This window comes from Methylosinus sp. LW3, from assembly GCF_000527115.1.
In the GTDB taxonomy this organism is placed as follows: Bacteria; Pseudomonadota; Alphaproteobacteria; order Rhizobiales; family Beijerinckiaceae; genus Methylosinus.
The window spans coordinates 3,733,242-3,758,056 of the sequence record NZ_AZUO01000001.1 but is presented as its reverse complement, the minus strand read 5'-3'; the positions used below and the strand labels follow the sequence as shown (position 1 = coordinate 3,758,056).

Here is a 24,815-nt window from a genome sequence, read left to right as displayed (position 1 = left end):
TTGCGCCTCACATGCGGAACACACCGAAGCGCGTCGCCTCGAGGGGCGCATTGGACGCCGTGGCGAGAGAGAGCGCAAGCACGCGGCGCGTATCCGCCGGGTCGATGACGCCGTCGTCCCAAAGACGCGCGCTCGCATAATAGGGATGGCCTTGCCGCTCATATTGCGCGCGGATTTGCGCCTGATAGGCGTCATGGTCGGCTTGCGGCCAATCGCGGCCTTTGGCGGCGTAGCTGTCGCCGCGCACGCGGGAGAGAACATCGGCCGCCTGCTCTCCGCCCATCACGGAAATGCGCGCATTGGGCCAGCTCCACAAGAAGCGCGGACCATAGGCGCGGCCGCACATCGCATAATTGCCGGCGCCGAAGCTGCCGCCGACGACGACGGTGAATTTCGGCACGGCGGCGGTCGCCACCGCCGTCACCATTTTTGCGCCATCCTTGGCGATGCCGCGCGCCTCATAATCACGACCGACCATAAAGCCGGTGACATTCTGCAGAAACAGCAAGGGAATCCCGCGGTGCGCGCAGAGCTCGATGAAATGCGCGCCTTTGAGCGCGCTTTCGCCGAACAGGACGCCATTATTCGCGAGCACGCCGATGCGATAGCCGCAAATATGCGCGAAGCCGGCGACGAGCGTCTCACCATAGAGCTTCTTGAACTCGTCGAAATCGCTCGCATCGACGAGCCGCGCGATCAGCTCGCGCGCGTCATATTGGCGGCGGCGATCGGTCGGAACCAGACCATAGATCTCCATCGGATCATAGAGCGGCTCGCGCGCCTCGCGCTTGTGCAATGAGGGCGGCGGCGCCGCGCCGAGCGTCGCGACGATGTCACGCGCGATGCCGAGCGCATGGCCGTCATTCTCCGCATAATGATCGACGACGCCGGAGCTGCGCGCATGTACTGTGGCGCCGCCCAATTCTTCCGCCGTGACGATCTCGCCTGTCGCGGCGCGCACCAGCGGCGGCCCGGCGAGAAAAATCGTGCCGGTATCGCGCACGATGATGGACTCGTCCGACATGGCGGGCACATAGGCACCGCCGGCCGTGCAAGAGCCCATGACGACCGCGATCTGCGCTATGCCCGCAGCGGACATTTGCGCCTGATTATAGAAAATGCGGCCGAAGTGATCGCGATCGGGAAACACCTCGTCTTGACGCGGAAGATTGGCGCCGCCGCTATCGACGAGATAAAGGCACGGCAGGCGGCTCTGCGCGGCAATCTCTTGCGCGCGCAAATGCTTCTTCACCGTCAGCGGAAAATAGGCGCCGCCCTTCACGGTCGCATCATTGGCGAGGATCATGCAGGCGCGGCCGCAGATGCGTCCGACGCCGGCAACGACGCCGGCGCAAGGCGCCTCGCCGTCATAGAGATCATAAGCTGCGAATTGGCCGATCTCGAGAAAAGGCGACATGGGATCGATGAGCGCGTCTATGCGCTCGCGCGCCGTCATCTTGCCGCGGGCGACATGCTTCTCGCGCGCCGCGGCGCCGCCGCCTTCGGCGATGCGCGCAGCCGTTGCGCGCAGATCGGCGACGAGGCCGCGCATCGCCCGCGCATTGGCCGCGAATTGCGCAGAGCTCGTATCCAAGCTCGTCTCCAGAACTGTCATTGCCAAATTCTCTCTTGGCCAATTCTTTCGTCGCGGCAGCTCGCCGCGACCGTCACGCAGTTTCGCTGTAAAGCTCACGGCCGATCAGCATGCGACGAATCTCGCTGGTGCCGGCGCCGATCTCATAGAGCTTGGCGTCGCGTAGCAGCCGGCCGGTCGGATAATCATTGATATAGCCATTGCCGCCGAGGCATTGGATGGCTTCGAGCGCCATGCGCGTCGCGCTTTCCGCTGCGAAGAGAATGGCGCCTGCGGCGTCCTTGCGCGTCGTGCGGCCGCGGTCACAGGCGCGCGCGACGGCATAGACATAGGCGCGCGCCGCATTTTGCGCCGTATACATATCGGCGAGCTTGGCCTGCATGATTTGGAACTCGCCGATCGGCTGGCCGAACTGCTTGCGATCGTGGACATAGGGCACGACGATATCCATGCAGGCGCGCATGATTCCGATGGGGCCGCCGGCAAGAACGGCGCGCTCGTAATCGAGCCCGCTCATCAGCACATTTACGCCCCGCTCCGGCAGGCCGAGCACATTCTCCTCGGGAACCTCGCAATCGCTGAACAGCAATTCGCAGGTGTTGGAGCCGCGCATGCCGAGCTTGTCGAGCTTTTGTGCCGGCGTGAAGCCTTTGAAGCCCTTTTCTATGATAAAAGCGGTAATGCCATGCGCGCCGGCGGCGGGTTCGGTCTTGCCATAGACGATGACGATATCGGCGTTGGGTCCATTCGTCACCCACATCTTATCGCCATTCAGCACATAGCGGTCGCCGCGCTTTTCCGCGCGCATCGACATATTGACCACATCGGAGCCGGCGTCCGGCTCGGACATGGCGAGGGCGCCGATGTGCTCGCCGGAAACGAGCTTGGGCAAATAGCGCCGCTTCTGCTCGCATGTGCCGTTGCGGCGCAGCTGATTGACGCAGAGATTGGAATGCGCGCCATAGGAGAGGCCGACGGAAGCGGAGGCGCGGCTCAGCTCCTCCATAATGACGACATGCTCGAGATAGCCGAGCCCGACGCCGCCATATTCCTCCTCGACGGTGACGCCGAGCAGGCCGAGCGCGCCCATCTTGAGCCAGAGATCGGGAGGGAAGTCATTCTCGCGATCGATCGTCGCGGCGCGCGGCGCGATCTCTCGCGCGGCGAAAGATTCGACCTGGTCACGCAACATGTCGGCGGTTTCGCCGAGCGCGAAATCGAGCGAAGGAATCCAGTGACGCATCGGTCCCGAGCCTCCCGGACGCGATAGAAGCGTATATTTGGCGGGCGCGCGGCGTTTCAAGACCGAGAACGCGGGCGGAGCCTCTTTTGCGTCACTCCTTCATCGCCAACAGCCGCGCGTCGCCGCCGAAGGAGGCGGTGTTGATCGTCACCGTCTCCTCACGCAGGAAGCGGCGCAGATAGTCGGGGCCGCCGGCCTTCGGCCCGGTGCCGCTCATGCGCGATCCGCCGAAAGGCTGGCTGCCGACGACCGCTGCGATCATGTTGCGATTGACATAGAGATTGCCGGCGGGCGTCGCCTCCGCGAACATGCGCATGCGCGCCTCTATGCGCGTGTGCAGACCCATTGTGAGGCCGAATCCATTCGCGGAAATTTCATCGATGAGAGTCGACAGATCCTTTTCATCCTCTGCGCGCCAAGTCGCAATATGGAGGACGGGGCCGAAAATCTCCTCGCGCAGATCGCCGGCGCGATCGAGCTTTACGATATGCGGCGCGACGAAGCTGCCGCTCTGCGGCGCCTCGCCGGCGTAGAGCACGCGCCCTTGCGCGCGGCGCTGCACCAGATAGTCGCAAAGCCGCGCTTGCGCCGCGCTATCGATGACGGGGCCGATGTGTGTGGAAGGATCGCGCGGGTCGCCGATGCGCAGCTCCTTTGTTGCGCCGATCAGCATGGCGAGCGCGTCCTCGGCGATATCCGCCTGCAGGCAGAGGAGGCGCAGAGCCGAGCATCGCTGGCCTGCGGAACGAAACGCCGAGGCGAGCACGTCGTCGACCACTTGCTCGAGCAGAGCTGTCGAATCGACGATCATCGCGTTGACGCCGCCGGTCTCGGCAATGAGCGGAACGATCGGCCCATTCGACGCCGCGAGCGTTCGGTTGATGGAATGCGCGGCTTCGCTCGAGCCGGTGAAGACGACACCGGCGACATGCTCATCCGCCACGAGCGCTGCGCCGAGTGCGCCGTCGCCCGGCATATAATGAAGAGCGTCGCGCGGGACGCCCGCTTCATGCAGAAGCGCGACGGCCTCGCGCGCGACGAGCGGGGTCTGCTCCGCGGGCTTGGCGATGGCGCTATTGCCCGCCGCGAGCGCAGCGGCGACTTGGCCGAGAAAAATCGCCAATGGAAAATTCCATGGCGAGATGCAGACGAAAACGCCACGCCCACGCCGGCGCAGGCGATTGTCTTCGCCCGTCGGACCGGGAAGATTCTCTTCCGTGCAGAGCCGCCGGGCCTGTTCCGCATAATAGCGGCTGAGATCGGCCGCCTCGCGTAGTTCCGCGAGCGCATCGTCGAGCGTCTTGCCGCCCTCTCGTTGCAGCAATGCGATGAGAGGGCCGCTGTGCGCCTCGACGAGATCGGCGGCGCGCTCGAGAATGGCGGCGCGCGCTTCTACAGGCGTCGCCTCCCATGCGGGAAAGGCGCGGGAGGCGATCGCCATTGCGGCGCGCGCGGTTTCGACATCGGCCTCGACGATGGAGCCGATGAGCGAAGAATCGATCGGGGAACGCAATTCGCGCGGCGCCAGCGCGCTGCGTCCAGACGATGGCGTGGCGGTCAGAATGGCGGGCGCCGCGTCTCTCTCGGCGAGCAATGCGGCGAGCGCATCACGGTCGCCGAATTCGACGCCTTTGGAATTCGCGCGCAGGGGCCGATAGAGATCGGCCGGAAGCGGCAAGCGCGAATGGCGCGCGCGCGAGGCGTCGGCGATGATCGCGCCTGGGGAGGCGAGCAATTCGCTCTCCGGCGTCGCAGCGTCGGCGGCGCGCGCGACGAAGGATGAATTGGCGCCATTCTCGATGAGGCGCCGCACGAGATAGGCGAGGAGATCGCGGTGCGGGCCGACCGGCGCATAGACGCGGCAGCTAGAGTTCCTCTGCTCTTCGAGCAACGCGCCGAACAGCTCCTCGCCCATTCCATGCAGACGTTGGAATTCATATTGCGCGGGATCGCCCGCGCGCTCCGCGATCGTCGCCACTGTGACGGCGTTATGCGTTGCGAATTGCGGGAAGATGCGCGGCGCGGCGAGCAGACGATCGGCGCAGGCGATGTAATTCAAATCCGTCATCGCCTTGCGGGTGAAGACAGGATAGTCGGCGAGGCCGCGCTCCTGCGCGCGCTTGATCTCTGTATCCCAATAGGCGCCTTTGACGAGGCGGACCATGAAACGGCGATCATGCGCTTGCGCGAGCGCCTCTATATGGTCGATCACCGCGGCGGCGCGCTTCTGATAGGCTTGAATCGCTAGGCCGAATCCGTCCCAGCCGGCGAGCGACGAATCGGCGACGACGGTGTCTATGACGTCGAGCGACAGCTCGAGACGATCCGCCTCTTCGGCGTCGATGGTGAAGACGAGATCGTGACTACGGGCGAGGCGCGCGAGCTCTAGCAGCCGCGGCGTCAGCTCCCGCAGCACGCGCGCGCGCGACAAGGGTTCGAAGCGCGGATGCAGCGCGGAGAGCTTGACGGAGACGCCCGGCCGCTGTGGAAGCGTGCGCGCGCCGGCCTTTGCGCCTATGGCGTCGATCGCTGTCGTATAGGCTGCAAAATATCGCTCGGCGTCCGCGACGTTGCGCGCGCCTTCGCCGAGCATGTCGAAAGAATAGCGCCAGCGCTCATCGGCGGAGGCGCGCGCGAGCGCCTCGTTGATCGTCTGGCCGAGCACGAAATGACTGCCCATCAGCTTCATCGCCTGCCGCGCGGCGCCGCGCAGCGCGGGCGTGCCGAGACGCCGCGCCGCTTGCGCGACGAGTCCGCGCGGAGTCTCTTCTGTGGCGAAAATCTTGGTCGACAATCCGAGCGCGAAGGCGGCGGCTTGCACGAGCAGCGCATCGGAAGCCGGCGCATGGCGATCGAAGGCGCCGGCGGCGAGCTTGTCGGCTATGAGAAGATCGAGAGTGGAATCGTCGGGCACGCGAAGCAGCGATTCGGCGAGCGCCATCAGCGCGAGCCCTTCGCGCGTCGATAGCGAATATTCCTGCAGCAGCTTTTCTACATTGCCCATGCCTTTCGGCGCGCGCATGGCGGCGAGCAGGCGCCGCGCGAGCGGCTCGACGCGGGCGCCCCGCTCGGCGTCGCCTGGCTGCGACAAGAGTTTCGCCGCGATCTCTTCATCGGCGGGAAACCAAGGCGCATGAAACGGCTCGACAGGCGGCATATCATTCGTCCCGAACGATGGCGCGCCACCGGCGAAGCTCGCGGAGAAGAGACGCGAGCTCTGCTGTCGTGATGGTCGCACATCGTCATTGAAAAGGTGGAAGTCGTCCATAGTTGTTTCACAAGCGAAGGCGGGAACACGCCGTTCGCGAGAGGGCGAGCCGGCGCGAACGTCGCCGTTCCTACCATTCGACATGAGCACGAGAGGTCGCTGCGGCAAGATGCGGCCAGAGGGAGACGCTCGAATAATGTTGCCCAATGTCGACGATATCGGTCGTTTCGCGCTGTTTCTCGATCTCGACGGCACAGTCGCGGAAATCGCCGAGCGGCCGGAAGCTGTGCGGGTCGAGGCGGCCACGATCGCGCTGCTCGATGCGTTGCGGCGCACGGCGGGCGACGCACTCGCTGTCGTCTCGGGCCGCGACATCGCCGTCATTGACGCGCTTCTCAGCCCGCTGCGGCTGCCGGTCGCCGGCGTGCATGGATTGCAGCGTCGTGACGCCGCCGGCCGTATGCATGGCGCCGCTGAAGCCGGCGGCGATCTCGACTCTGTCATACGTACGATCACGCAAGGCCTCGATGGCGAGGAGGGCGTTGTCGTGGAGCGCAAGACGGGCGCGGTCGCGCTGCATTATCGCCTTCGGCCGGAGCTCGAGGAGAAATGCCGCGGCGTCGCCGAGCGCGCGACGCGCGAGCGTCCCGATCTCGAGATTCTGCCGGGAAAGAAGGTTTTCGAGATTCGCCTGCAGGGGGCCGACAAGGGAGACGTCATCGAGGCCTTTTTGAAGGAGGAGCCGTTTCGCGGGCGCATGCCGATTTTCGCGGGCGACGATGTGACCGATGAGGTCGCCTTCGGCGCCGTCAACGCGCTCGGCGGCCTCTCCATCAAAGTGGGGAGAAGCGCCACTCTGGCGCGCTATAGAGCGGCCGATCTGCGCGAGTTGCATCGCTGGCTCGCCGATCTCGCGCGCATGTCGCAAGCGGAGCGCGCGAGATGAGCGACGCGCAGCAGAACGAACGCAAGATCAGCGATCTCGAGCTTGGCGTCGTCGGAAATTGCTCCTTCGCCGCGCTGATCGATCGCGACGCCAGCGTGGTGTGGTGCTGTCTGCCGCGTTTCGACGGCGATCCCGTGTTCCACAGCCTGCTCGGCTCGCCGCCGGACATGGAGGATGGCGGCTTTTTCGCGATCGATCTCGAGGATCGCGTTCACAGCGAGCAGGATTATTGCGGCAACACGGCGGTGCTCGAGACTGTGCTGCATGGCAAGCAGGGCTCGGTGCGCGTCACTGATTTTGCGCCGCGCTTCTTCTGGCGCGATCGTCTCTATCATCCCAACATGCTGATCCGTCGGCTGACGCCGGTATCCGGCACGCCGCGCATTCGCATTCGGCTGCGTCCGCGCTACGATTATGGCGCGGCTCTTCCCAGCCTCACCTTCGGCTCGCATCACATTCGTTATGTCGGCCCGCATTCGGTTCTGCGGCTCACCACCAATGCGCCGCTCGATTATGTGCGCGAGGAGACGCTGTTCAATCTGAGCAGCCCTGTCGATCTCGTGCTCGGTCCGGACGAGACATTGCACGAGGGCATTGCGCATACGGCGCGCAATTTCGAGGAGCGCACGCGCGACTATTGGCGCCGCTGGGTGCATCGGCTGGCGATTCCCTTCGAATGGCAGAGCGCGGTGCTGCGCGCCGCGATCACGCTGAAGCTCTGCACCTATGAAGGAACGGGCGCCATCGTCGCCGCGCTGACGACGAGCATTCCCGAGGCGCCGGGAACGCAGCGCAATTGGGATTATCGCTATTGCTGGGTGCGCGACGCTTATTTCGTCGTGCGGGCGCTCAATCGCATGGCGGCGATGCGCAAGATGGAGAATTACTTCGATTGGCTGATGAATGTCGTCGCCTCGGCGGCGGGCTCGCATATTCAGCCTGTCTATGGGCTCGGTCTCGAATCGGAGCTCACCGAGCGCATCATCCCCAATCTTCCGGGCTATCGCGGCATGGGGCCGGTGCGCGTCGGCAATCAGGCCTATCAGCATTTTCAGCATGATTCCTACGGCAATGTGATACTCGGCGTCGCGCAGGCCTTTCTCGATCGGCGCCTGTTGTCGCCGCCGACGCGCATGGATTTTCTGCGGCTCGAGGATATGGGCCGGCAGGCGCTCGCCTGCTACGACAAGCCCGACGCCGGCATGTGGGAGCTGCGCTCGCGCGCCCGCATCCATACGACGTCGAGCCTCATGTGCTGGGCGGCCGCGGATCGGCTCGCGCGCATCGCCGATTACATCGGCGAGCCGGAGCGCGCGCGCGATTGGCGCATCGAGGCGGAGCGCATCAAGCAGGTGATTCTCGAGCGTGCCTGGTCGCAGAAGCGCCAAGCCTTCGTCGAATCGTTCGACGGCGAGCATCTCGACGCCGGCGTGCTGCTGATGACGGAGGTCGGCTTCATCGATCCCAATGATCCGCGCATGGTCTCGACGCTCGAGCAGATCGAATCTGCGCTCGGCCGCGGCGCGCATATGATGCGCTATGAGGCGGCCGATGATTTCGGCGAGCCGACGACCGCCTTCACCACCTGCTCCTTCTGGCGCATCGACGCGCTCGCCCGCATGGGTCGGCGCGAGGAGGCGCGCGACTATTTCGAGGCGCTGCTCGCACAGCGCAATCGGCTCGGCATCATGTCCGAGGACATAGACGTCAAAACCGGCGAAGCCTGGGGAAACTATCCGCAGACCTATTCCATGGTCGGTATCATCAACTGCGCCATGAGGCTGTCGCGTTCTTGGGAGAAAGCCATATGAAACGCCTGGTCGTCGTCTCCAATCGCGTCGCCGATCCCGGCTGCAGCCAGGCCGCCGGCGGGCTCGCGGTGTGCATTCTCGACGCTCTGCGCAAGCGCGGCGGCTTATGGTTCGGCTGGAATGGCGAGATCGTGGCCGATGACGCGGAGATCGACGTATCCCGCGTGAAATTCGACGAGCTGACGCTCGCCACCATGCCGCTCAGCGAGCGCGATTATCGCGATTATTATCTCGGCTTCGCCAATGCCGCGCTATGGCCGGTGCATCATTACAGGCTCGATCTCGCGCGCTTCACGCAAGAGGCGACCGACGGCTATCGCCGCGTCAATGATCGTTTCGCGGAAAAGCTTGCGCCCATGCTGAAGAGCAATGATCTCGTCTGGGTGCATGATTATCATTTCATTCCGCTCGGCGCGGCGCTGCGCGAGCGCGGCGTCTCCAATCGCATCGGTTTCTTTCTGCATATTCCGTTTCCGCCGCCGGATGTGCTCTGCGCCATGCCGGAGCACGAATGGCTGATGAAAGCGCTCGTCGAATATGATCTCGTGGGCTTTCAGACGAAGACCGATCAAGCGAATTTCTTGCGCTTCATGTGCGACTTCATGCAGGGCGAGATGCTGACGCCAGATCTCGTGCGCGTCGGCGGCAAGACGGTGACGGCCTCTGTCTTCCCTGTCGGCATAGACGTCGATTCTTTCGCCGCTATGGCCGAGAGCCCGAGCGCGGCGAAGCGCATCGAGCGCCTGCATCGCGCCGGCGAGCCGCGCATAAATGTCATCGGCGTCGATCGGCTGGATTACACCAAGGGTCTGCCGGATCGCTTGCGCTCCTTCAAGCGGCTGCTCGAAATCTATCCGCAGAATTGCAAGGCGGTGACGCTGATGCAGATCGCGCCGCCGACGCGCGAGGATGTGCAGGCCTATGCCGACATACGTCATGAGCTGGAGGCGCTGTCCGGCGAGATCAACGGGCAGTTCGGCGATTTCGATTGGACGCCGGTGCGCTATCTGCATCGCCGCGTCGACCGCGACACTTTGGCGGCGCTCTATCGCGGCTCACAAGTGGGGCTGGTGACGCCTCTGCGCGACGGCATGAATCTCGTCGCCAAGGAATATGTCGTCGCGCAGGACGCCGAGAACCCCGGCGTGCTGGTGCTGTCGCGCTTCGCCGGCGCGGCGGAGGAGCTGCAGGAAGCGCTGATCGTCAATCCGTACGACGCCGACGAGGTCGCGAATGCGATGCAGAGGGCGATCGTGATGCCGCTCGCCGAACGCCGGCAGCGTCACGCGGCGCTGCTGGCGCGCGTGCGCAAGCATGATTCCTTCAATTGGATGGATGGGTATTTGCGCGCGCTCAGCGCTTGCCGCATGCCGCTGGCGGCGTGAACACCCGGTCTGTCAGCCGCCGCTGGCGCGCGACGCCGACGATGCAGAGAATAAGAGAATATTCGCGTGGGCGGGCCGCCATAGCATCAGATATGCGTTCGGAATCCGCACGGCGTCAGGGAACGCGCGCCAGCATGGCTTTGACGATCACGCGATGAAAAGGCAGGATCATGGCCAGATAGACGCGGCCGAGCAGATTGTGGGTAGCCACCAGCGTGGTCGCGACGACGCTGCATTCCACGCTCGTTTTGCGAAGCTCGACGATGACGCGGAAGTCGAGATGCTTGTCGTCGAGCCCTAGGACGATGCGATCGGCCGATTGCTCGAGGACCGGAAAAATCCCCACGCGATCGCGCGCCTCGGAAGTGTCGGTCACGAGGCCAAAGGGCGCGACGAGGATATTGCGGAGCGTCATCAGAGCGCCGATCCACGCCGGTCGATCCGACACCATTCGGAGCGCCGCCGTGCGCGCGTCCGGCGCGGCCGAGAGGCCGATCGACACGCTATAAGCGTCGATGAAATCGGAGCCGGGAAGCACGCCGGCCGCATCGTCCGACGGCGCAATCTCGATGATCTCGATTTCGCGGCCGCCGAACATTGCGTTTTTACGCCACCGCGGCCGATTTGCCGCGCGCGCGCTTGCGCTCATTGGGGTCGAGATAGGTCTTGCGCAGGCGGATCGACTTCGGCGTCACCTCGACCAGCTCGTCGTCCTCGATATAGGCCAGCGCCTTCTCCAGCGTCATCTTGATCGGCGGGGTGAGGCGCACGGCCTCGTCCTTGCCCGCGGCGCGGATGTTGGTGAGCTGCTTGCCCTTGAGGACGTTGATCTCGAGGTCGTTGTCGCGCGTATGCTCGCCGACGATCATGCCGCGATAGACCTTCCAGCCCGGCTCGATCATCATCGGACCGCGATCCTCGAGCTTCCACATGGCGTAGGCGACGGCCTCGCCCTGCTCATTGGAGATCAGCACGCCATTGCGACGGCCGACGATCTCGCCCTTGTGGTGCGAATAGGAGTGGAACAGGCGGTTCATGATCGCCGTGCCGCGCGTGTCGGTCAGCAATTCGCCCTGATAGCCGATGAGACCGCGCGTCGGCGCATGGAACACGAGACGCAGGCGATTGCCGCCCGAGGGGCGCATCTCGATCATCTCGGCCTTGCGCTCGGACATTTTCTGCACGACGACGCCGGAATGCTCCTCGTCGACGTCGATCACGACCTCCTCGATCGGCTCCAAAATCTCGCCGTCCTCGTCCTTCTGGAACACGACCTTCGGACGCGAGACGCCGATCTCGAAACCCTCGCGGCGCATGGTCTCGATCAGAATGGAGAGCTGCAATTCGCCGCGGCCGGAGACGATGAAGCTCTCGCCGCCGGGCGAATCTTCGACGCGCAGCGCGACATTGCCCTCGGCTTCCTTGAACAGGCGGGCGCGGATCATGCGGCTCGTGACCTTGTCGCCCTCCGTTCCCGCCAGCGGCGAGTCGTTGACGAGGAAGGTCATGGAGAGCGTCGGCGGATCGATCGGCTGCGCCTGCAATGGCTCGTTCACCTCGAGCGCGCAGAGCGTGTCGGCGACGTTATATTTCTCGAGGCCGGCGATGGCGACGATGTCGCCCGCCTCCGCCTCGTCGATCGGCTGGCGCTCGATGCCGCGGAAGGCGAGAATCTTGGAGACGCGGCCTTGCTCGACGACCTTGCCGGTGCGGTCGAGCACCTTCACCGCCTGATTGGGCTTCACGCTGCCGGCGAAGACGCGGCCGGTGACGATGCGGCCGAGATAGGGATTGGCCTCGAGCAGCGTGCCGAGCATGCGGAAGCCGCCCTCTTCGATCTTGGGCTCCGGCACATGCTTGATGACGAGATCGAACAGCGGCCCCATGCCGTCCTGAGGACCGGTCGGCTCCTCCGCCATCCAGCCCTGCTTGGCGGAGCCGTAGATGATCGGGAAGTCGAGCTGCTCGTCGGTGGCGTCCAGCGCGGCGAAGAGGTCGAACACCTCATTGACGACCTCGCTGATGCGGGCGTCCGGCTTGTCGACCTTGTTGATCGCGACGATCGGGCGAAGGCCGATCTTCAGCGCCTTGCCGACGACGAATTTGGTCTGCGGCATCGGGCCTTCGGCCGCGTCCACCAGCACGATGGCGCCGTCCACCATCGAGAGGATGCGCTCCACCTCGCCGCCGAAATCGGCGTGGCCGGGGGTGTCGACGATATTGATGCGCGTGTCCTTCCAGGCGATGGAGGTCGCCTTGGCCATGATGGTGATGCCACGCTCTTTCTCGAGATCGTTGCTGTCCATCACCCGCTCGGCGACCCGTTGATTCTCGCGGAAGGCGCCCGATTGCCGGAGCAGCTGGTCGACGAGCGTCGTCTTGCCGTGGTCGACGTGGGCGATGATGGCGATGTTACGCAGCTTCATGGGGTAGGGCCGATCGGTTCGCGGGCGAAGCGCGGCCCGGCGCACCTTTCGGGGCGCGAGGCGGACCGCGGCTTTTTGCAGTGCGGCATCTCATACAGGAGCGCGGCGCGAATGGGAAGCGTGGCGGCAAGGGTCGTCGGATCCTCGCTCGACGCCGGTCCCGCCCGAGGCTGGAGGAGGGAGCCGCCTCATCAGGGGCCGGAGAAGCGTTCCGGCGGCGTCGCCCGGATGAAATCCCCGATAGACGAGGACATTCCGACGCCATAGGTCACGCCCGTCTCGATCCGCTCATAGACATTGTCGATCCCTCTCGGGGTCTCGATGGTGATCCAATTGACGGAATGGCTGCCGGCGCCCGCGGTGGTGAAACGGGACCAGCGGCCGAACTGCCACACCGCCATCGGCTTTTCGGTGGTGAAATCATTCCACGGTCCATGGGTGGTGACGGACCCCGAGGGTAGGGACGGAAGCCCGACGCCGAGGCCGAGGCCGACATAGACGTACATGCAGGCGATGTTGTTGGTCGTGTCCCAGACGGTGAAAACGGCGAAATCGACCAATGGGCCGCCGCCGAGCTTGAGCCGCGCGAATTTGGCAAGCCGGGAGGCATGGGCGGCGGAGATCGCGGTCACCATGGCGATCCGGAATTTCTGGCTGAGCTTGGGTCGCGGCGGGACTTTTTTCGGCGGCCTCGGATCGGTTTTGAGCTTGGGCATGATCCAGAGTCGCACGGCGCGGTCGCGATCGTCGTCCAGCGCGTGAGCCTGGGCCTCTTCCTCGCCGACGGCGTTGGGCTCGATCTGGCTCGCATCGACGCCGTGATCGAGGAGATAGGCCTGGACTGTCCCCACCCGGACCATGGAGGTCTCCATGTTCCAGCCGTTCGTCCCGATGCGGCTCGCCGAGCCGGTCATCCAGACGAATCCTTGATTATGCTCGAGAAGCGGCACGACGCGCTCGGCCAGAAATTTCTGGTGCTCCGTCTTCAGCGGACGAAACTTGCGCTTGTCGAAGTCGTCGAAGTCGAAATTATAGAGCAGGGCCTTCAACATGCCGGCGCCGCTGAAATTCTGGTCGATTTCGACCTTGCCAGGACCCGTGGGTCGAAACATCGCGCGCTCCATTCGATCGTGAAAAAAGATTTGCGCGGGAAAAGCTCCGCGCCACGGTCGAATTATGCGTGCGTCGCCCGGCCAGACTGTGCGCTGGCGCACAGTCGCCGCCCTATTCTGCGATGCGGATATTTTTGAGCGGCGTCACCGTGGCCGCGCTCTTCGCCTCGCAGAGCGTGCGGCGGCGGTCCTGGATCGCGAGCCGCGCCTGGTCCAGCGCCAGCGAGACCACATGCAGCGCGGTTCCGTCCATATTGCGCAGGCGCAGATCCGCGACGGAGCTGACCAGCGCTTGGTCGAGCTCGCGCTCATAGCTGTCGAGCTCGGCGACATCCTGGGCGGCGCGGGCGGCGGGCAGAATCTCGAGCAGGCGCTCGATCAGCTGCTCGGAGCGCTGATGCGTTTTCGTCCGCATGCGGCTGGCGAGCGCCGCCGCGGCGGAGCCCAAGAGCGAGGCGAGCATCGCGCCGAGATAGAAGAAGTCGCTGTATTTGTCGAAGAATCCGCGTTCGTTGCCGTCGATGAAGTCGATCGCGCCCTGATGCGCGGGGACCGCCGCATCCTTGTCGGTGGAGGGCGCCTCGATATTATTGGCGAGCGGCGCGAGCGCGGCGATGGTCGATCTATGGGTCAGGAACTGGCGCGTCGCCTCGCCGGCGACGCTCGCCGGAATCGACGCGCGCCCGACGAGCAGGACGGCAACGCTGGTCGTCTCCAGCGCCTTCTCCGGGCGGGGCGGGTCGCCGCCGAAGGCCCCATGGACGATTTCGGTCGATTCGAGCGTCGGATAGCGCTTGGCGATGGCCTGAGCTTCCGACACGGGAAGAAAGACCGGCGGCTTGCCGGCGCCGGCGACGATCTGGTGGATGATCTCGCTCGCCGGGCCGATCTGCGGAACGGCGACCAGAAATATGGCGTCCACCTTGCGCGCCCGCAGCGCCGCCTCGACCTCCCCCGGCTGTAGCGTGACTGTCGCAAAGCCTTGCTCGGGAATGTCATATTGAGCCAGGATTGTCCCGAGCAGCCGGACATTGCCATGCCCGCCGACGATCTCCTGGACGACGCCGATTCTCTTGCCGCGCAGATCGGCGACGCGCTTGATCTTGGAGCCGCCCGGCGCGACCAGCACCGCGGCGTTGCGATGCAGGACGACGATGGCCTGCGCCGAGGGCGGCAGCGCGTCGCTGCGCGCCACTGCGAGATCGGCCGAGCCCTGCTCGAGCGCGGCCGCTGCGGCGGCGGAATCGACGACCGGCACGACCTTCAGCCGCACCGGCTCGTGCTGATGCGAGAAGGCCTGCGCCGCCGCTGTGAGCAGGCGGTAGTCCTGCGCACCCTGGGCGACAGCGACCCGCAGCTCCGTCGGGCGGTTATACAGATACAGCGCAGTCGCCGCCCCGCCGACGAGGGCGAGGCAGACGATCAGCGCCACGAGAATGGTTCGCAGCATGGGATCAGCCTCGGGTGCGAAGCCGAACTTCCTCATATAGTGCGACCGTTTCTCGATTTATCGAAGGCGAAGTCGTGGAGGCGGGAGCGTTTCCGGTCCAGAGCGTTTCCGGTCCATGTCTGATCGGAAACGCTCCCTTCCGGCGGAAGCCAGGGGCTAGGGCTTTTCCTTCGCGCCGCGGGCGCTGCGCTTGGCGAGCGTGCGCAGGCGCAGCGCATTGAGCTTGATGAAGCCCTCGGCGTCGCGATGGTCATAGGCCACCGCGCCCTCCTCGAAGGTGACGAGCTCCTTGTCGTAGAGCGAATAGGGGCTCTCGCGGCCGACGACATGGACAGAGCCCTTGTAGAGCTTCAGCCGCACGCGGCCGGTGACGAGCTCCTGGCTCTTGTCGATCAAGGCCTGCAGCATCTCGCGCTCCGGCGCGAACCAGAAGCCATTGTAGATCAGCTCGGCGTATTTCGGCATGATCTCGTCTTTCAGATGCGCCGCGCCGCGGTCCAGCGTCACGCTCTCTATGCCGCGATGGGCGATCAGCAGAATAGCGCCGCCGGGAGTCTCGTACATGCCGCGCGACTTGATGCCGACGAAGCGGTTCTCGACGAGGTCGAGCCGGCCTATGCCATGGGCGCGGCCGAGCTCGTTGAGCTTGGTCAGCAGCGCCGCCGGAGAGAGCGTCACGCCATCGACGGCGACGGCGTCGCCCTTCTCGAAATCGACGGTGACATATTGCGGGAGGTCCGGGGCCTTCTCCGGATCGATGGTGCGGGAATAGACATAATCCGGCACTTCCTCCGCCGGATCCTCGAGCACCTTGCCCTCGGATGAGGTGTGCAGAAGATTGGCGTCGACCGAGAAGGGCGCGTCGCCGCGCTTGTCCTTGGCGATCGGAATCTGGTTCTTTTCCGCGAAATCGATGAGCGCGGTGCGGGAGGTCAAATCCCACTCGCGCCAGGGGGCGATGACGGTGATGTCCGGCTCCAGCGCGTAATAGCCGAGCTCGAAGCGGACCTGGTCGTTGCCCTTGCCGGTGGCGCCATGGCAGACGGCGTCGGCGCCGAGCTTGCGGGCGATCTCGATCTGCTTCTTGGCGATGAGCGGGCGGGCGATCGAGGTTCCGAGCAGATAGAGCCCCTCATATTGGGCGTTGGCGCGGAACATGGGGAAGACGAAGTCGCGGACGAACTCCTCGCGCAGATCCTCGATGAATATGTGCTCGGGCTTGACGCCCAGCAGCTCGGCCTTGGCGCGGGCGGGCTCCAATTCCTCGCCCTGGCCGAGATCGGCGGTGAAGGTCACCACCTCGCAGCCATAGGTCGTCTGCAGCCATTTGAGGATGATCGAGGTGTCGAGGCCGCCGGAATAGGCGAGAACGACGCGTTTGATGTCTTTCTTGGAGCGGGTCATTCGAGGTTCTTCTTTCGGCGCCGCCTCGCGCGGGCGCGCATCGCGCCGCGACTATAGAGGCGCGCCGCGCTCGCGCAAGCCGGAGCGCGCCGTGAGCGGGCGCTCTCGTCATCGCGGCCGCGGCGCGCTACAATGGCGCATGACCACCAAGCGAGCGGCGCCGGGGACGACGGCGCGGGGCCTCACGCCGGCGCGGCGCGCCGCGCTGGATATTCTCACCAAGGCGAACCGGCCGGTCGGCGCCTATGAGATGATCGATCTTCTCGCCGGCGAGAGCGGCAAGCGCCCGGCTCCGATCTCGGTCTATCGGGCGCTCGGCTATCTGCTGGACCAGGGACTCGCGCATCGGCTGGCCTCCCGCAACGCTTTCGTCGTCTGCGGCCATGCGCATGAGGCCGGCGAGCCGGTGATCTTTCTGATCTGCGACGAATGCGGCGAGGTGAGCGAGGCGACGAGCCCGGAGCTGACGCGCGGCCTCGCCGGCCTCACTGCGGCGGCCGGCTTCCAGCCGCGCACGCGCGTCGTCGAGATCGCGGGCCTGTGCGGGCGCTGCGCCACGGCGGAGGGAAAAGCGAGCTGAGCTCCTCCTGCTCGAGAACTTTACCATCGGGAAAAGGATTGGTGTCGACGAGACCGCCGATCTTCGCCAATATCTGCGATCGCGCCCCAGTTGATATCGACGGCCCGCGTGGAGCGATATCGGCGCGCGAGTGATGCGGACGCTCTCGGCGACGAGGGAATCGCAACTGTTACGTCTACCCTGAGCAGACTTCGATGCTCATATGACAGGAGACAAGCTTTCCGCTGCGACCGGCACAAACCTTGCCTCGAATGCCCTGAACTCGGTCTATGGCCAGTCGACAGGGGTGGGGCGGTCGACAGCGAAGACGAGAGGGCGGCCGATCGATTTCGAGCCGTCTCGGGAATCGTGAGCCATAACGCTCCAGCGACAGGTGCCCCATGACGAACTCCGACGTTTTTGCGGATTTTGCGAGGTCCTACAGAGGCAGACGGGCGGTCGAGATGACGCTCTCCGAATACCTCGATCTATGCCGCGAGAATCCGAAGACTTATGCGACCGCAGCGGAGCGCATTCTCGACGCGATCGGCGAGCCGGAGCTGATCGACACATCGCGCGACCCGAGGCTCGGCCGCATCTTCATGAACCGCACCATCCGCGTCTATCCGGCCTTCGCCGAATTCTTCGGCATGGAGGAGACGATCGAGCGGATCGTCAGCTTCTTCCGCCATGCGGCGCAGGGGCTCGAGGAGCGCAAGCAGATCCTCTATCTGCTCGGCCCCGTCGGCGGCGGCAAATCCTCGCTCGCCGAGCGCCTGAAGGCGCTGATGGAGATCGATCCCATCTATGTGCTCAAGGCCGGCGAGGAGCTCTCGCCCGTCTTCGAGAGCCCGCTCGGCCTCTTCGATCCGGCGACGGCGGGCGACATGCTCGAGCAGAGCTACGGCATTCCGCGCCGGCGCCTCAATGGGCTGATGAGCCCCTGGTGCCTCAAGCGTCTCGACGAATATGGCGGCGACATCACCCAATTCAGCGTGGTGAAGATCACGCCCTCGCGTCTGCGCCAGATCGGCATAGCCAAGACCGAGCCGGGCGACGAGAATAATCAGGACATCTCCTCGCTCGTCGGCAAGGTGGACATTCGCAAGCTCGAGAATCTCGCGCAGGCGGACCCCGACGCCTACAGCTATTCCGGCGGCCTCAATCGCGCCAATCAGGGCCTGCTCGAATTCGTCGAGATGTTCAAGGCCCCGATCAAGATGCTGCATCCTCTGCTGACGGCGACGCAGGAGGGAAATTACATCGGCACCGAGAATATTGGCGCAATTCCCTTCTCCGGCATCGTCATGGCCCATTCCAACGAGGCGGAATGGCAGAGCTTCAAGAACAACCGCAACAATGAGGCCTTCATCGATCGCATCTATGTGATCAAAGTGCCTTATTGCCTGCGGGTGACGGAAGAGCAGCATATCTACGAGAAGCTGCTGCGCGGCTCTGAGCTCGCCGAGGCGAGCTGCGCCCCGAGCACGCTGGAGATGCTCGCCCGCTTCATCGTGCTCTCGCGCCTGAAGCCGCATGAGAACTCCAATCTCTTCTCCAAGATGCGCGTCTATGACGGCGAGAGCCTGCGCGAGGTGGACCCGCGGGCGCGCAGCATGCTCGAGTATAAGGACGCCGCCGGCGTCGATGAGGGCATGGACGGCTGCTCGACGCGCTTCGCCTTCAAGGTGCTGGCGGCGACCTTCAACCATGACACGGTCGAGGTCGCGGCCGATCCCGTGCATCTCATGTATGTGCTGGAGCAGTCGCTGCGCCGCGAGCAGATGCCGCCGGAAATCGAGAAGCGCTATCTCGAGTTCATCAAGGCCGAGCTCGCGCCGCGCTACGCAGAATTCATCGGCCATGAGATTCAGAAGGCCTATCTAGAGTCCTATCAGGATTACGGACAGAATCTCTTCGACCGTTATATCGACTATGCCGACGCCTGGATCGAGGATCAGGATTTCAAGGACCCGGACACGGGACAGCTGCTGGACCGCGACCTTTTGAACCAGGAGCTGACCAAGATCGAGAAGCCCGCGGGCATCGCCAATCCCAAGGACTTCCGCAATGAGGTGGTGAAGTTCGCGCTGCGCTGGCGCGCGGCGAACGAGGGGCGCAATCCCTCCTGGGCGAGCTATGAGAAGATCCGCGACGTTATCGAGCGGCGCATGTTCTCCCAGGTGGAAGAGCTGCTGCCGATCATTTCATTCGGATCGAAAAAAGACACGCAGACAGAAAAAAAACATGCAGAATTCGTAAGCCGCATGATGGCCCGCGGCTACACGGAGCGCCAGGTGCGCCGTCTGGTCGAGTGGTACATGCGCGTAAAACAAGCCGGTTGACCGAAAGGCGGCCGGCGAAGAAACGGGTGATGAAACGATGCACATCGTCGATCGTCGGTTGAACCCCGGAAGCAAGAGCTTCGCGAACCGCCAGCGCTTTCTCCGCCGCGCCAAGGATATGGTGGAGAAGGCGGTTCGCGAGGCGAGCAAGGACCGCGCGATCGGCGATCTCGAGAGCCCCGGAGAGATTTCCATTCCCTCCGAGGGCACGCGCGAGCCCACATTCCGCCACACGCAGGGCTCGCGGCGCGATCTCGTGCTGCCCGGCAATAAGGATTATGTCGAGGGCGATCTCATCGAGCGCCCGCGCGGCGAAGGCGAGGGCGAAGGCGGCGGCGGTCAGGTCGGCCGCGGCGACGGGCAGGAGGACGCCTTTCGCTTCATCCTCTCGCGTGACGAGTTTTTGAGCATCTTCCTCGATGATCTCGAGCTGCCCGATCTCGCCAAAAGGCGCGTCGCGCAAACAGAGAAGGAAGGGCTGCGCCGCGCCGGCTACACCACCACGGGCACGCCGGCCAATCTCGCGCTGCACCGCACGCTGCAAACCTCGCTCTCGCGCCGCATCGCGCTGAAGCGTCCCAAGCAATCGACGATCGACGATCTCGAGAGCCGCCTCGTGGAGGCGCAGAGCCGCGACGACGCCGACTCCGAGCGCCTCGCCGCCGAGCTCGAGACGCTGCGCAACAAGCGGTCGCGCATCTCCTATCTCGATCCGATCGATCTGCGCTATCGCCGCTTCGAGCGTTTTCCGAAGCCCGTGACGCAGGCGGTGATGTTCTGCCTCATGGACGTCTCCGGCTCCATGACCGAGCATATGAAGGATCTCGCCAAGCGCTTCTTCATGCTGCTGCATGTGTTTTTGACGCGGCGCTACAAGCGCGTGGAGATCGTCTTCATCCGCCATACGGATCGCGCCGGCGAGGTGGACGAGGACACATTCTTCCGCTCCGCCGAGACCGGCGGCACCATGGTCTCCTCCGCTCTGCAGGAGATGCTGAAGGTCATTCGCGAGCGCTATGATCCGGGCGTGTGGAATATTTACGCCGCGCAGGCCTCGGACGGCGACAATCTCTCCAGCGACAATCCGCAGACGCGCGACCTGCTGCAGAACCAAATTCTGCCGCTGTGCCAATATTTCGCCTATGTGGAAGTGAGCGGGCCGAATACCGAGACGCATGGCTATGTGCCGCATCACGGGCAGAGCTCGCTATGGCTCACCTATGCCGCGCTGCAAAAGGAAAGCGAGAAGTTCCAGATGCGTCGCGTCTCCCGGCGCGAGCATATCTATTCCGTGTTCCGGCAATTGTTCCAACGGCGCGCGGCCAAGACGGCGGAGGTCGGCTGATGCGCGGCGAGCTGCTCTATGAAGGCAAGGATTGGGATTTCGGCACGATCCAGCGCATCCACGACGCGGTCGCGGACATTGCGCATAAGGAGCTCGGGCTCGACACATTCGCCAATCAGATCGAGATCATCACCGCCGAGCAGATGCTCGACGCCTACGCCTCGACCGGCATGCCGCTCTTCTACAAGCATTGGTCGTTCGGCAAGCGCTTCGCCCAGCACGAGGGCATTTATCGCATGGGGCTGCAGGGCCTCGCCTATGAGATCGTCATCAACGCCGATCCCTGCATCAGCTACATAATGGAGGAGAATTCCGCCACTATGCAGACGCTGGTGATCGCGCACGCCGCCTTTGGCCACAATCATTTCTTCAAGCATAATTACCAGTTCCGGCAATGGACCGATCCAGAAGGCATTCTGGATTATCTCTCCTTCGCCAAGGCCTATATCGCCAATTGCGAGGAGCGCTACGGCCATGCGGAGGTGGAGCGCCTTCTCGACGCCGCCCATGCGCTGATGCCGCAAGGCATAGACCGCTATCCGCGCAAACGTCCGCTCAATCTCCATATGGAGGAGAAGCGCGAGCAGGATCGCAAGGAGGAGCGCGAGCGCGTCTATGACGATCTGTGGCGCACTGTGCCCGGCCGCGCGCGCGGCGCAATGCAATTGGCCGGCGACAAGCGCCGCGCCCTGCTCGGCCTGCCGCAAGAGAACATCCTCTATTTTCTCGAGAAGGCCGCGCCGCGTCTAAAACCCTGGCAGCGCGAGGTGCTGCGCATCGTGCGTCTGATCGCGCAATATTTCTATCCGCAGCAGCAGACCAAGGTGATGAACGAGGGCTGCGCCACCTATTGCCATTATCGTCTGCTGGGCCGCCTGCACGAGACGGGGCAGATCGGCGACGGCAGCTTCCTCGAGTTCCTCACCTCGCACACCAACGCCACGCGGCAGCCTTTCTACGACAGCCCGTCCTATAATGGCATCAACCCTTATGCGCTCGGCTTCGACATGATGCGCGACATAGAACGCATCGTGCGCGAGCCGACCGAGGAGGACCGCTATTGGTTCCCCGAGATCGCCGGAACCGGCGACGAGATGGAGGTGCTGCGCCATGTCTGGGCGAATTATCGCGACGACAGCTTCATCGCGCAGTTCATGAGCCCGCGGCTCATCCGCAATTGGCGCCTGTTCCATGTCGTCGACGATCGCGAGCAGCCCAATCTCGAGGTGTCGGCGATCCATAATGAGCGCGGCTATCGCGATCTGCGCCGCAGCCTCTCCGCGCAATATGACGTGGGGGGCTATGCGCCGGACATTCAGATCGTCGATGTCGATCTCGCCGGCAATCGCAAGCTCGTGCTGCATCATCGCGTGCGCGACGGCAAGATGCTGGAGCTGACCAACGCCGCAATGGTGCTCGGCCATCTCGCCAATCTCTGGGGCTATGAGGTGCTGCTGCAGGAGATCGACGCCGGCACGGAGCAGGTGCTGAAAGAGCATATGGTGCGGCCGGAGGCGGGCTGAGGGGGATTCGGGCTCTACAATCTCCCTCATGCTGAGGAGCGGCCGATAGGCCGCGTCTCGAAGCGCGCGGCCTCTTATGGTTCCGCAGTGGCGCGCCCACTTCCCTTCGACGCCCATCTGTGCGACGGCTGCGCGAACGCTTCGCCTCACGCATGCCGCACGAATGACCATCAAGCGCAAATATCACCATGGCGCCCTCAAGGAGGCGCTGGTCGAGGCTGCGCTCGAGCTCCTTGCGGAAGGCGGGCCGGCCAATCTCAGCCTCGGCGAGGCGGCCAAGCGCGTCGGCGTCACGGCGGCCGCGCCCTATCGCCATTTCGCCAGCCGCGAGGATCTGCTGAACGAGGTCGCCCGGCGCGGCTTTCTCTCCTTCGGCGCGGCGCTGGAAAAAGCCTGGGACGAAGGGCGGCCGGAGGCGGCGACCGCCATGTGGCGCATGTGCGCGGCCTATCTCGCCTTCGCGCGTGAGGAGCCCGGCCTCTATGCCGCAATGTTCGGCTCGGCGGCGACGCTGGCGAGCGAGCCCTCAGCCGACGCCGCCGATCATGCGCTGGATATTCTGTGGCGCTCTGTGGTGGCTTTTCTCCAACAGCGCAGCGTCCCTGCGCAGGGCGCGCGCAAGCTGGCGTTGCAGCTCTGGGCGCTCGCCCATGGCGTCGCCATGCTGACCATCTCCGGCCATCTCGACGCCGCCAAGGGGCTCGATCCCGTCCCCGTGCTCGACTCCGCCGCGCGCAATCTCATGGAATCCGCCGTCCGCCGCGTGGAAACCCCTTCCGTTTAAGTCTCCGCCCGCCGGGCGAGACGGGCGGAGCGATCCTTCAACGCGTCGTAGATGGGCTCGTTGCGGCAGACGGCGGCGATGGCCATGGCCGAGAAGCAGGCCGCCAGCATGGGCAGCAGCAGCTGGGAATTATCGGTCATCTCGGTAATGAGGATCATGCCTGTGAGCGGCGCGCGCACCACGGCGGCGAAAAACGAGGCCATGCCGATGAGCGCGAATTTCATTCCCATGGTCGGCCCATCCTCGCCCGGGATCATGAGGCCGAAAAAGAGCCCGATTTCGGCCCCGAGCGCCAGCAGCGGCGCGAACAATCCGCCCGGCGTTCCCGCCGCATAGGAGACGACGCCGAGCGCGAAACGCAGCGCGAAGACCAGCGGCAGGGCGTCGAGCGCATAGGCGCCGTCCAGCGTCTTTTGCGTGAGATTATCGCCGCCGCCGACGAGATCGGGCGCGAGAAAGCCGATCGCGCCGACGCCGGCGCCGACCAGAGCGGCCTTCGCCTCCGCCGGCCAGGGCGAGCGATCGGCTATGTCCAGCGCGCGGAGAATGGCGCGATTATAGGCGAGGCTGGCGAGCCCCGTCGCGGCGCCGAGCGCGAGGCCGAGCGGAACATCGAGCGGCCCTGTCGGATAATGCGTCGCGACGCGCAATTCCGGCTCCGGCCCGAGCAGAAGGCGCACGACCGATATGGCGCCGACCGAAGCGCCGAGCGCTATGGTCGCATGGCGCATGTCGAAGCGGCGCAGCAATTCCTCGAGCACGAAGGCCGCGCCGGCGAGCGGCGCATTGAAGGCGGCGGCGAGCCCGGCTCCGGCGCCGGCGGCCAGCAGCGATTGCTGATCGCGCCAATCATAGCGCAAATAGCGGCCGAACTGATGCGCGAGTGTCGCGCCCATCTGCACCGACGGCCCTTCGCGGCCGAGCGCGAGGCCGGCGCCCATCGCCAGCACGCCGCCGATGAATTTCACCGGCAGCAGCAGCGGCGGGGAGGGCGGCTCGTCGCCGTCGATCACCGATTCGACATGCGGAATGCCGCTTCCCACCGCCGCCGGGACGAACCGGCGCACGAGATAGGCCGCGAGCCCAGTGGCGAGCGCTGCGCCGGCGACCATGATCGCGAGGCCGAGCAGCGGACGCTCCGCGAACCAATCGGGAATGGCCATGCGCATCCGCCCGGCGGCGTCGAGGATGAGGCGGAAGCTTCCGCAGAGCGCGCCGACGGCGACCCCGGCCAGCAGCGAGACGGCGCCGAGCGAAAAAAGGCCGCGCAGCTCGGACGGCGGTGAGGGCGTCTCCACGGCCGGGGCGGCGTCGGCTATATGGGATTCGACCACCACATCGCTCGTCTCGCCGAGCAGAAGCAGGCGCTCCGTCCCCGCGGCGGCGACCAGCGCCAGGCGGCGCGAGCGGCCGAGCGCCAGCGCGACCGAGGCGGCGCGCGCGCGGCCCTTGCGCCTGCGGCGGCCGAAGGCGAGGCGGAACAGAAAAGGCAGCGCCGCGGCGCCGATGAGCGTCGCCAGAGCGAGAAGGGCGCTTGCGTCCTCGTCGGAAAAACCGGTCATGGAAGCGATTCGCGAGAGAGGCCGCGCGCAGGATAGCGCGCCGCAGCGCGAGAGACGAAATCGGCGGTGACGCGCGTCGGAGGCGGAATCTTTGGCGGCCCCCTTGCGAAACAACAAT

Annotated in this window: 17 protein-coding genes; 8 read left to right on the top strand and 9 right to left on the bottom strand. The window is 64.8% G+C overall.

Annotated features, from left to right (window positions below; genetic code table 11):
- Positions 1-7: 7 nt before the first annotated feature.
- From METLW3_RS0118830 to putA, 3 genes are all read right to left on the bottom strand, one after another.
- Positions 8-1,615 (bottom strand): carboxyl transferase domain-containing protein, encoded by a 1,608-nt coding sequence (locus METLW3_RS0118830; RefSeq protein WP_024881371.1) that lies wholly within the window; start codon positions 1,613-1,615, stop codon positions 8-10.
- A gap of 52 nt (positions 1,616-1,667) precedes the next feature.
- Entirely contained in the window at positions 1,668-2,837 is a 1,170-nt protein-coding gene (locus METLW3_RS0118825) for an isovaleryl-CoA dehydrogenase (protein ID WP_024881370.1), read from the bottom strand.
- Positions 2,838-2,928: 91 nt separating this feature from the next.
- On the bottom strand, positions 2,929-5,994 hold the full coding sequence (putA, locus tag METLW3_RS0118820; RefSeq protein ID WP_024881369.1) for a bifunctional proline dehydrogenase/L-glutamate gamma-semialdehyde dehydrogenase PutA: 3,066 nt from the start codon (positions 5,992-5,994) through the stop codon (positions 2,929-2,931).
- A gap of 247 nt (positions 5,995-6,241) precedes the next feature.
- On the opposite strand from putA, the gene otsB reads away from it, so the two are divergent.
- Genes otsB through otsA form a run of 3 tightly spaced genes read left to right on the top strand, consistent with a single transcriptional unit; the run spans position 6,242 to position 10,187 of the window.
- A complete protein-coding gene (gene otsB, locus METLW3_RS0118815; protein WP_024881368.1) occupies positions 6,242-6,991 on the top strand; it encodes a trehalose-phosphatase in 750 nt (249 codons plus the stop codon).
- The gene (locus METLW3_RS0118810; protein ID WP_024881367.1) at positions 6,988-8,802 is read left to right on the top strand and encodes a glycoside hydrolase family 15 protein; all 1,815 of its coding nucleotides are present in this window, start codon (positions 6,988-6,990) and stop codon (positions 8,800-8,802) included. The genes otsB and METLW3_RS0118810 overlap by 4 nt, the downstream gene beginning before the upstream one ends.
- On the top strand, positions 8,799-10,187 hold the full coding sequence (gene otsA / locus METLW3_RS0118805) for an alpha,alpha-trehalose-phosphate synthase (UDP-forming) (protein WP_024881366.1): 1,389 nt from the start codon (positions 8,799-8,801) through the stop codon (positions 10,185-10,187). The genes METLW3_RS0118810 and otsA overlap by 4 nt, the downstream gene beginning before the upstream one ends.
- A gap of 115 nt (positions 10,188-10,302) precedes the next feature.
- On the opposite strand, the gene METLW3_RS0118800 is transcribed toward otsA, so the two are convergent.
- The 5 genes from METLW3_RS0118800 to METLW3_RS0118780 all read right to left on the bottom strand — a co-directional run bounded on the left by METLW3_RS0118800 (position 10,303) and on the right by METLW3_RS0118780 (position 16,579).
- Entirely contained in the window at positions 10,303-10,785 is a 483-nt protein-coding gene (locus tag METLW3_RS0118800; RefSeq protein WP_036309038.1) for a DUF2867 domain-containing protein, read from the bottom strand.
- 7 nt (positions 10,786-10,792) lie between these two features.
- Complete coding sequence (gene typA / locus METLW3_RS0118795; RefSeq protein ID WP_024881364.1) at positions 10,793-12,613, bottom strand: translational GTPase TypA; 1,821 nt, start codon at positions 12,611-12,613, stop codon at positions 10,793-10,795.
- 191 nt (positions 12,614-12,804) lie between these two features.
- Positions 12,805-13,725, bottom strand: a complete 921-nt coding sequence (locus METLW3_RS0118790; protein WP_026599570.1) for an OmpA family protein — start codon at positions 13,723-13,725, stop codon at positions 12,805-12,807.
- A 112-nt stretch (positions 13,726-13,837) separates the two neighbouring features.
- Positions 13,838-15,175, bottom strand: a complete 1,338-nt coding sequence (locus METLW3_RS0118785; RefSeq protein ID WP_024881362.1) for a TAXI family TRAP transporter solute-binding subunit — start codon at positions 15,173-15,175, stop codon at positions 13,838-13,840.
- A 156-nt stretch (positions 15,176-15,331) separates the two neighbouring features.
- Positions 15,332-16,579 carry an argininosuccinate synthase gene (locus tag METLW3_RS0118780; protein ID WP_024881361.1) on the bottom strand — a complete coding sequence of 416 codons (1,248 nt, stop codon included), beginning with the start codon at positions 16,577-16,579 and terminating at the stop codon, positions 15,332-15,334.
- Positions 16,580-16,670: 91 nt separating this feature from the next.
- Between METLW3_RS0118780 and METLW3_RS0118775 the strand changes: the two genes are divergently transcribed.
- The 5 genes from METLW3_RS0118775 to METLW3_RS0118755 all read left to right on the top strand — a co-directional run bounded on the left by METLW3_RS0118775 (position 16,671) and on the right by METLW3_RS0118755 (position 23,135).
- Positions 16,671-17,159 (top strand): Fur family transcriptional regulator, encoded by a 489-nt coding sequence (locus METLW3_RS0118775; protein WP_245267415.1) that lies wholly within the window; start codon positions 16,671-16,673, stop codon positions 17,157-17,159.
- Between the two features lie 380 nt (positions 17,160-17,539).
- On the top strand, positions 17,540-19,483 hold the full coding sequence (locus METLW3_RS0118770; RefSeq protein WP_024881359.1) for a PrkA family serine protein kinase: 1,944 nt from the start codon (positions 17,540-17,542) through the stop codon (positions 19,481-19,483).
- Between the two features lie 37 nt (positions 19,484-19,520).
- On the top strand, positions 19,521-20,828 hold the full coding sequence (locus METLW3_RS0118765; protein WP_024881358.1) for a YeaH/YhbH family protein: 1,308 nt from the start codon (positions 19,521-19,523) through the stop codon (positions 20,826-20,828).
- A complete protein-coding gene (locus tag METLW3_RS0118760; RefSeq protein WP_024881357.1) occupies positions 20,828-22,351 on the top strand; it encodes a SpoVR family protein in 1,524 nt (507 codons plus the stop codon). The genes METLW3_RS0118765 and METLW3_RS0118760 overlap by 1 nt, the downstream gene beginning before the upstream one ends.
- Positions 22,352-22,514: 163 nt before the next feature.
- On the top strand, positions 22,515-23,135 hold the full coding sequence (locus METLW3_RS0118755) for a TetR/AcrR family transcriptional regulator (RefSeq protein WP_024881356.1): 621 nt from the start codon (positions 22,515-22,517) through the stop codon (positions 23,133-23,135).
- Here METLW3_RS0118755 and METLW3_RS0118750 read toward each other — a convergent pair.
- Positions 23,132-24,697: a ClC family H(+)/Cl(-) exchange transporter gene (locus METLW3_RS0118750; protein ID WP_084484898.1), complete on the bottom strand. Its 1,566-nt coding sequence runs from the start codon at positions 24,695-24,697 to the stop codon at positions 23,132-23,134. The two genes, METLW3_RS0118755 and METLW3_RS0118750, sit on opposite strands and share 4 nt — an antisense overlap.
- Between the last annotated feature and the right edge of the window lie 118 nt (positions 24,698-24,815).

Bases quoted from the DNA above. Each gene is read 5' to 3' on its own strand.
- METLW3_RS0118830 (WP_024881371.1), bottom strand. From the start codon at position 1,615: ATGACAGTTCTGGAGACGAGCTTGGATACGAGCTCTGCGCAATTCGCG.
- METLW3_RS0118825 (WP_024881370.1), bottom strand. From the start codon at position 2,837: ATGCGTCACTGGATTCCTTCGCTCGATTTCGCGCTCGGCGAAACCGCC.
- putA (WP_024881369.1), bottom strand. From the start codon at position 5,994: ATGCCGCCTGTCGAGCCGTTTCATGCGCCTTGGTTTCCCGCCGATGAA.
- otsB (WP_024881368.1), top strand. From the start codon at position 6,242: ATGTTGCCCAATGTCGACGATATCGGTCGTTTCGCGCTGTTTCTCGAT.
- METLW3_RS0118810 (WP_024881367.1), top strand. From the start codon at position 6,988: ATGAGCGACGCGCAGCAGAACGAACGCAAGATCAGCGATCTCGAGCTT.
- otsA (WP_024881366.1), top strand. From the start codon at position 8,799: ATGAAACGCCTGGTCGTCGTCTCCAATCGCGTCGCCGATCCCGGCTGC.
- METLW3_RS0118800 (WP_036309038.1), bottom strand. From the start codon at position 10,785: ATGTTCGGCGGCCGCGAAATCGAGATCATCGAGATTGCGCCGTCGGAC.
- typA (WP_024881364.1), bottom strand. From the start codon at position 12,613: ATGAAGCTGCGTAACATCGCCATCATCGCCCACGTCGACCACGGCAAG.
- METLW3_RS0118790 (WP_026599570.1), bottom strand. From the start codon at position 13,725: ATGTTTCGACCCACGGGTCCTGGCAAGGTCGAAATCGACCAGAATTTC.
- METLW3_RS0118785 (WP_024881362.1), bottom strand. From the start codon at position 15,175: ATGCTGCGAACCATTCTCGTGGCGCTGATCGTCTGCCTCGCCCTCGTC.
- METLW3_RS0118780 (WP_024881361.1), bottom strand. From the start codon at position 16,579: ATGACCCGCTCCAAGAAAGACATCAAACGCGTCGTTCTCGCCTATTCC.
- METLW3_RS0118770 (WP_024881359.1), top strand. From the start codon at position 17,540: ATGACGAACTCCGACGTTTTTGCGGATTTTGCGAGGTCCTACAGAGGC.
- METLW3_RS0118765 (WP_024881358.1), top strand. From the start codon at position 19,521: ATGCACATCGTCGATCGTCGGTTGAACCCCGGAAGCAAGAGCTTCGCG.
- METLW3_RS0118760 (WP_024881357.1), top strand. From the start codon at position 20,828: ATGCGCGGCGAGCTGCTCTATGAAGGCAAGGATTGGGATTTCGGCACG.
- METLW3_RS0118755 (WP_024881356.1), top strand. From the start codon at position 22,515: ATGACCATCAAGCGCAAATATCACCATGGCGCCCTCAAGGAGGCGCTG.
- METLW3_RS0118750 (WP_084484898.1), bottom strand. From the start codon at position 24,697: ATGACCGGTTTTTCCGACGAGGACGCAAGCGCCCTTCTCGCTCTGGCG.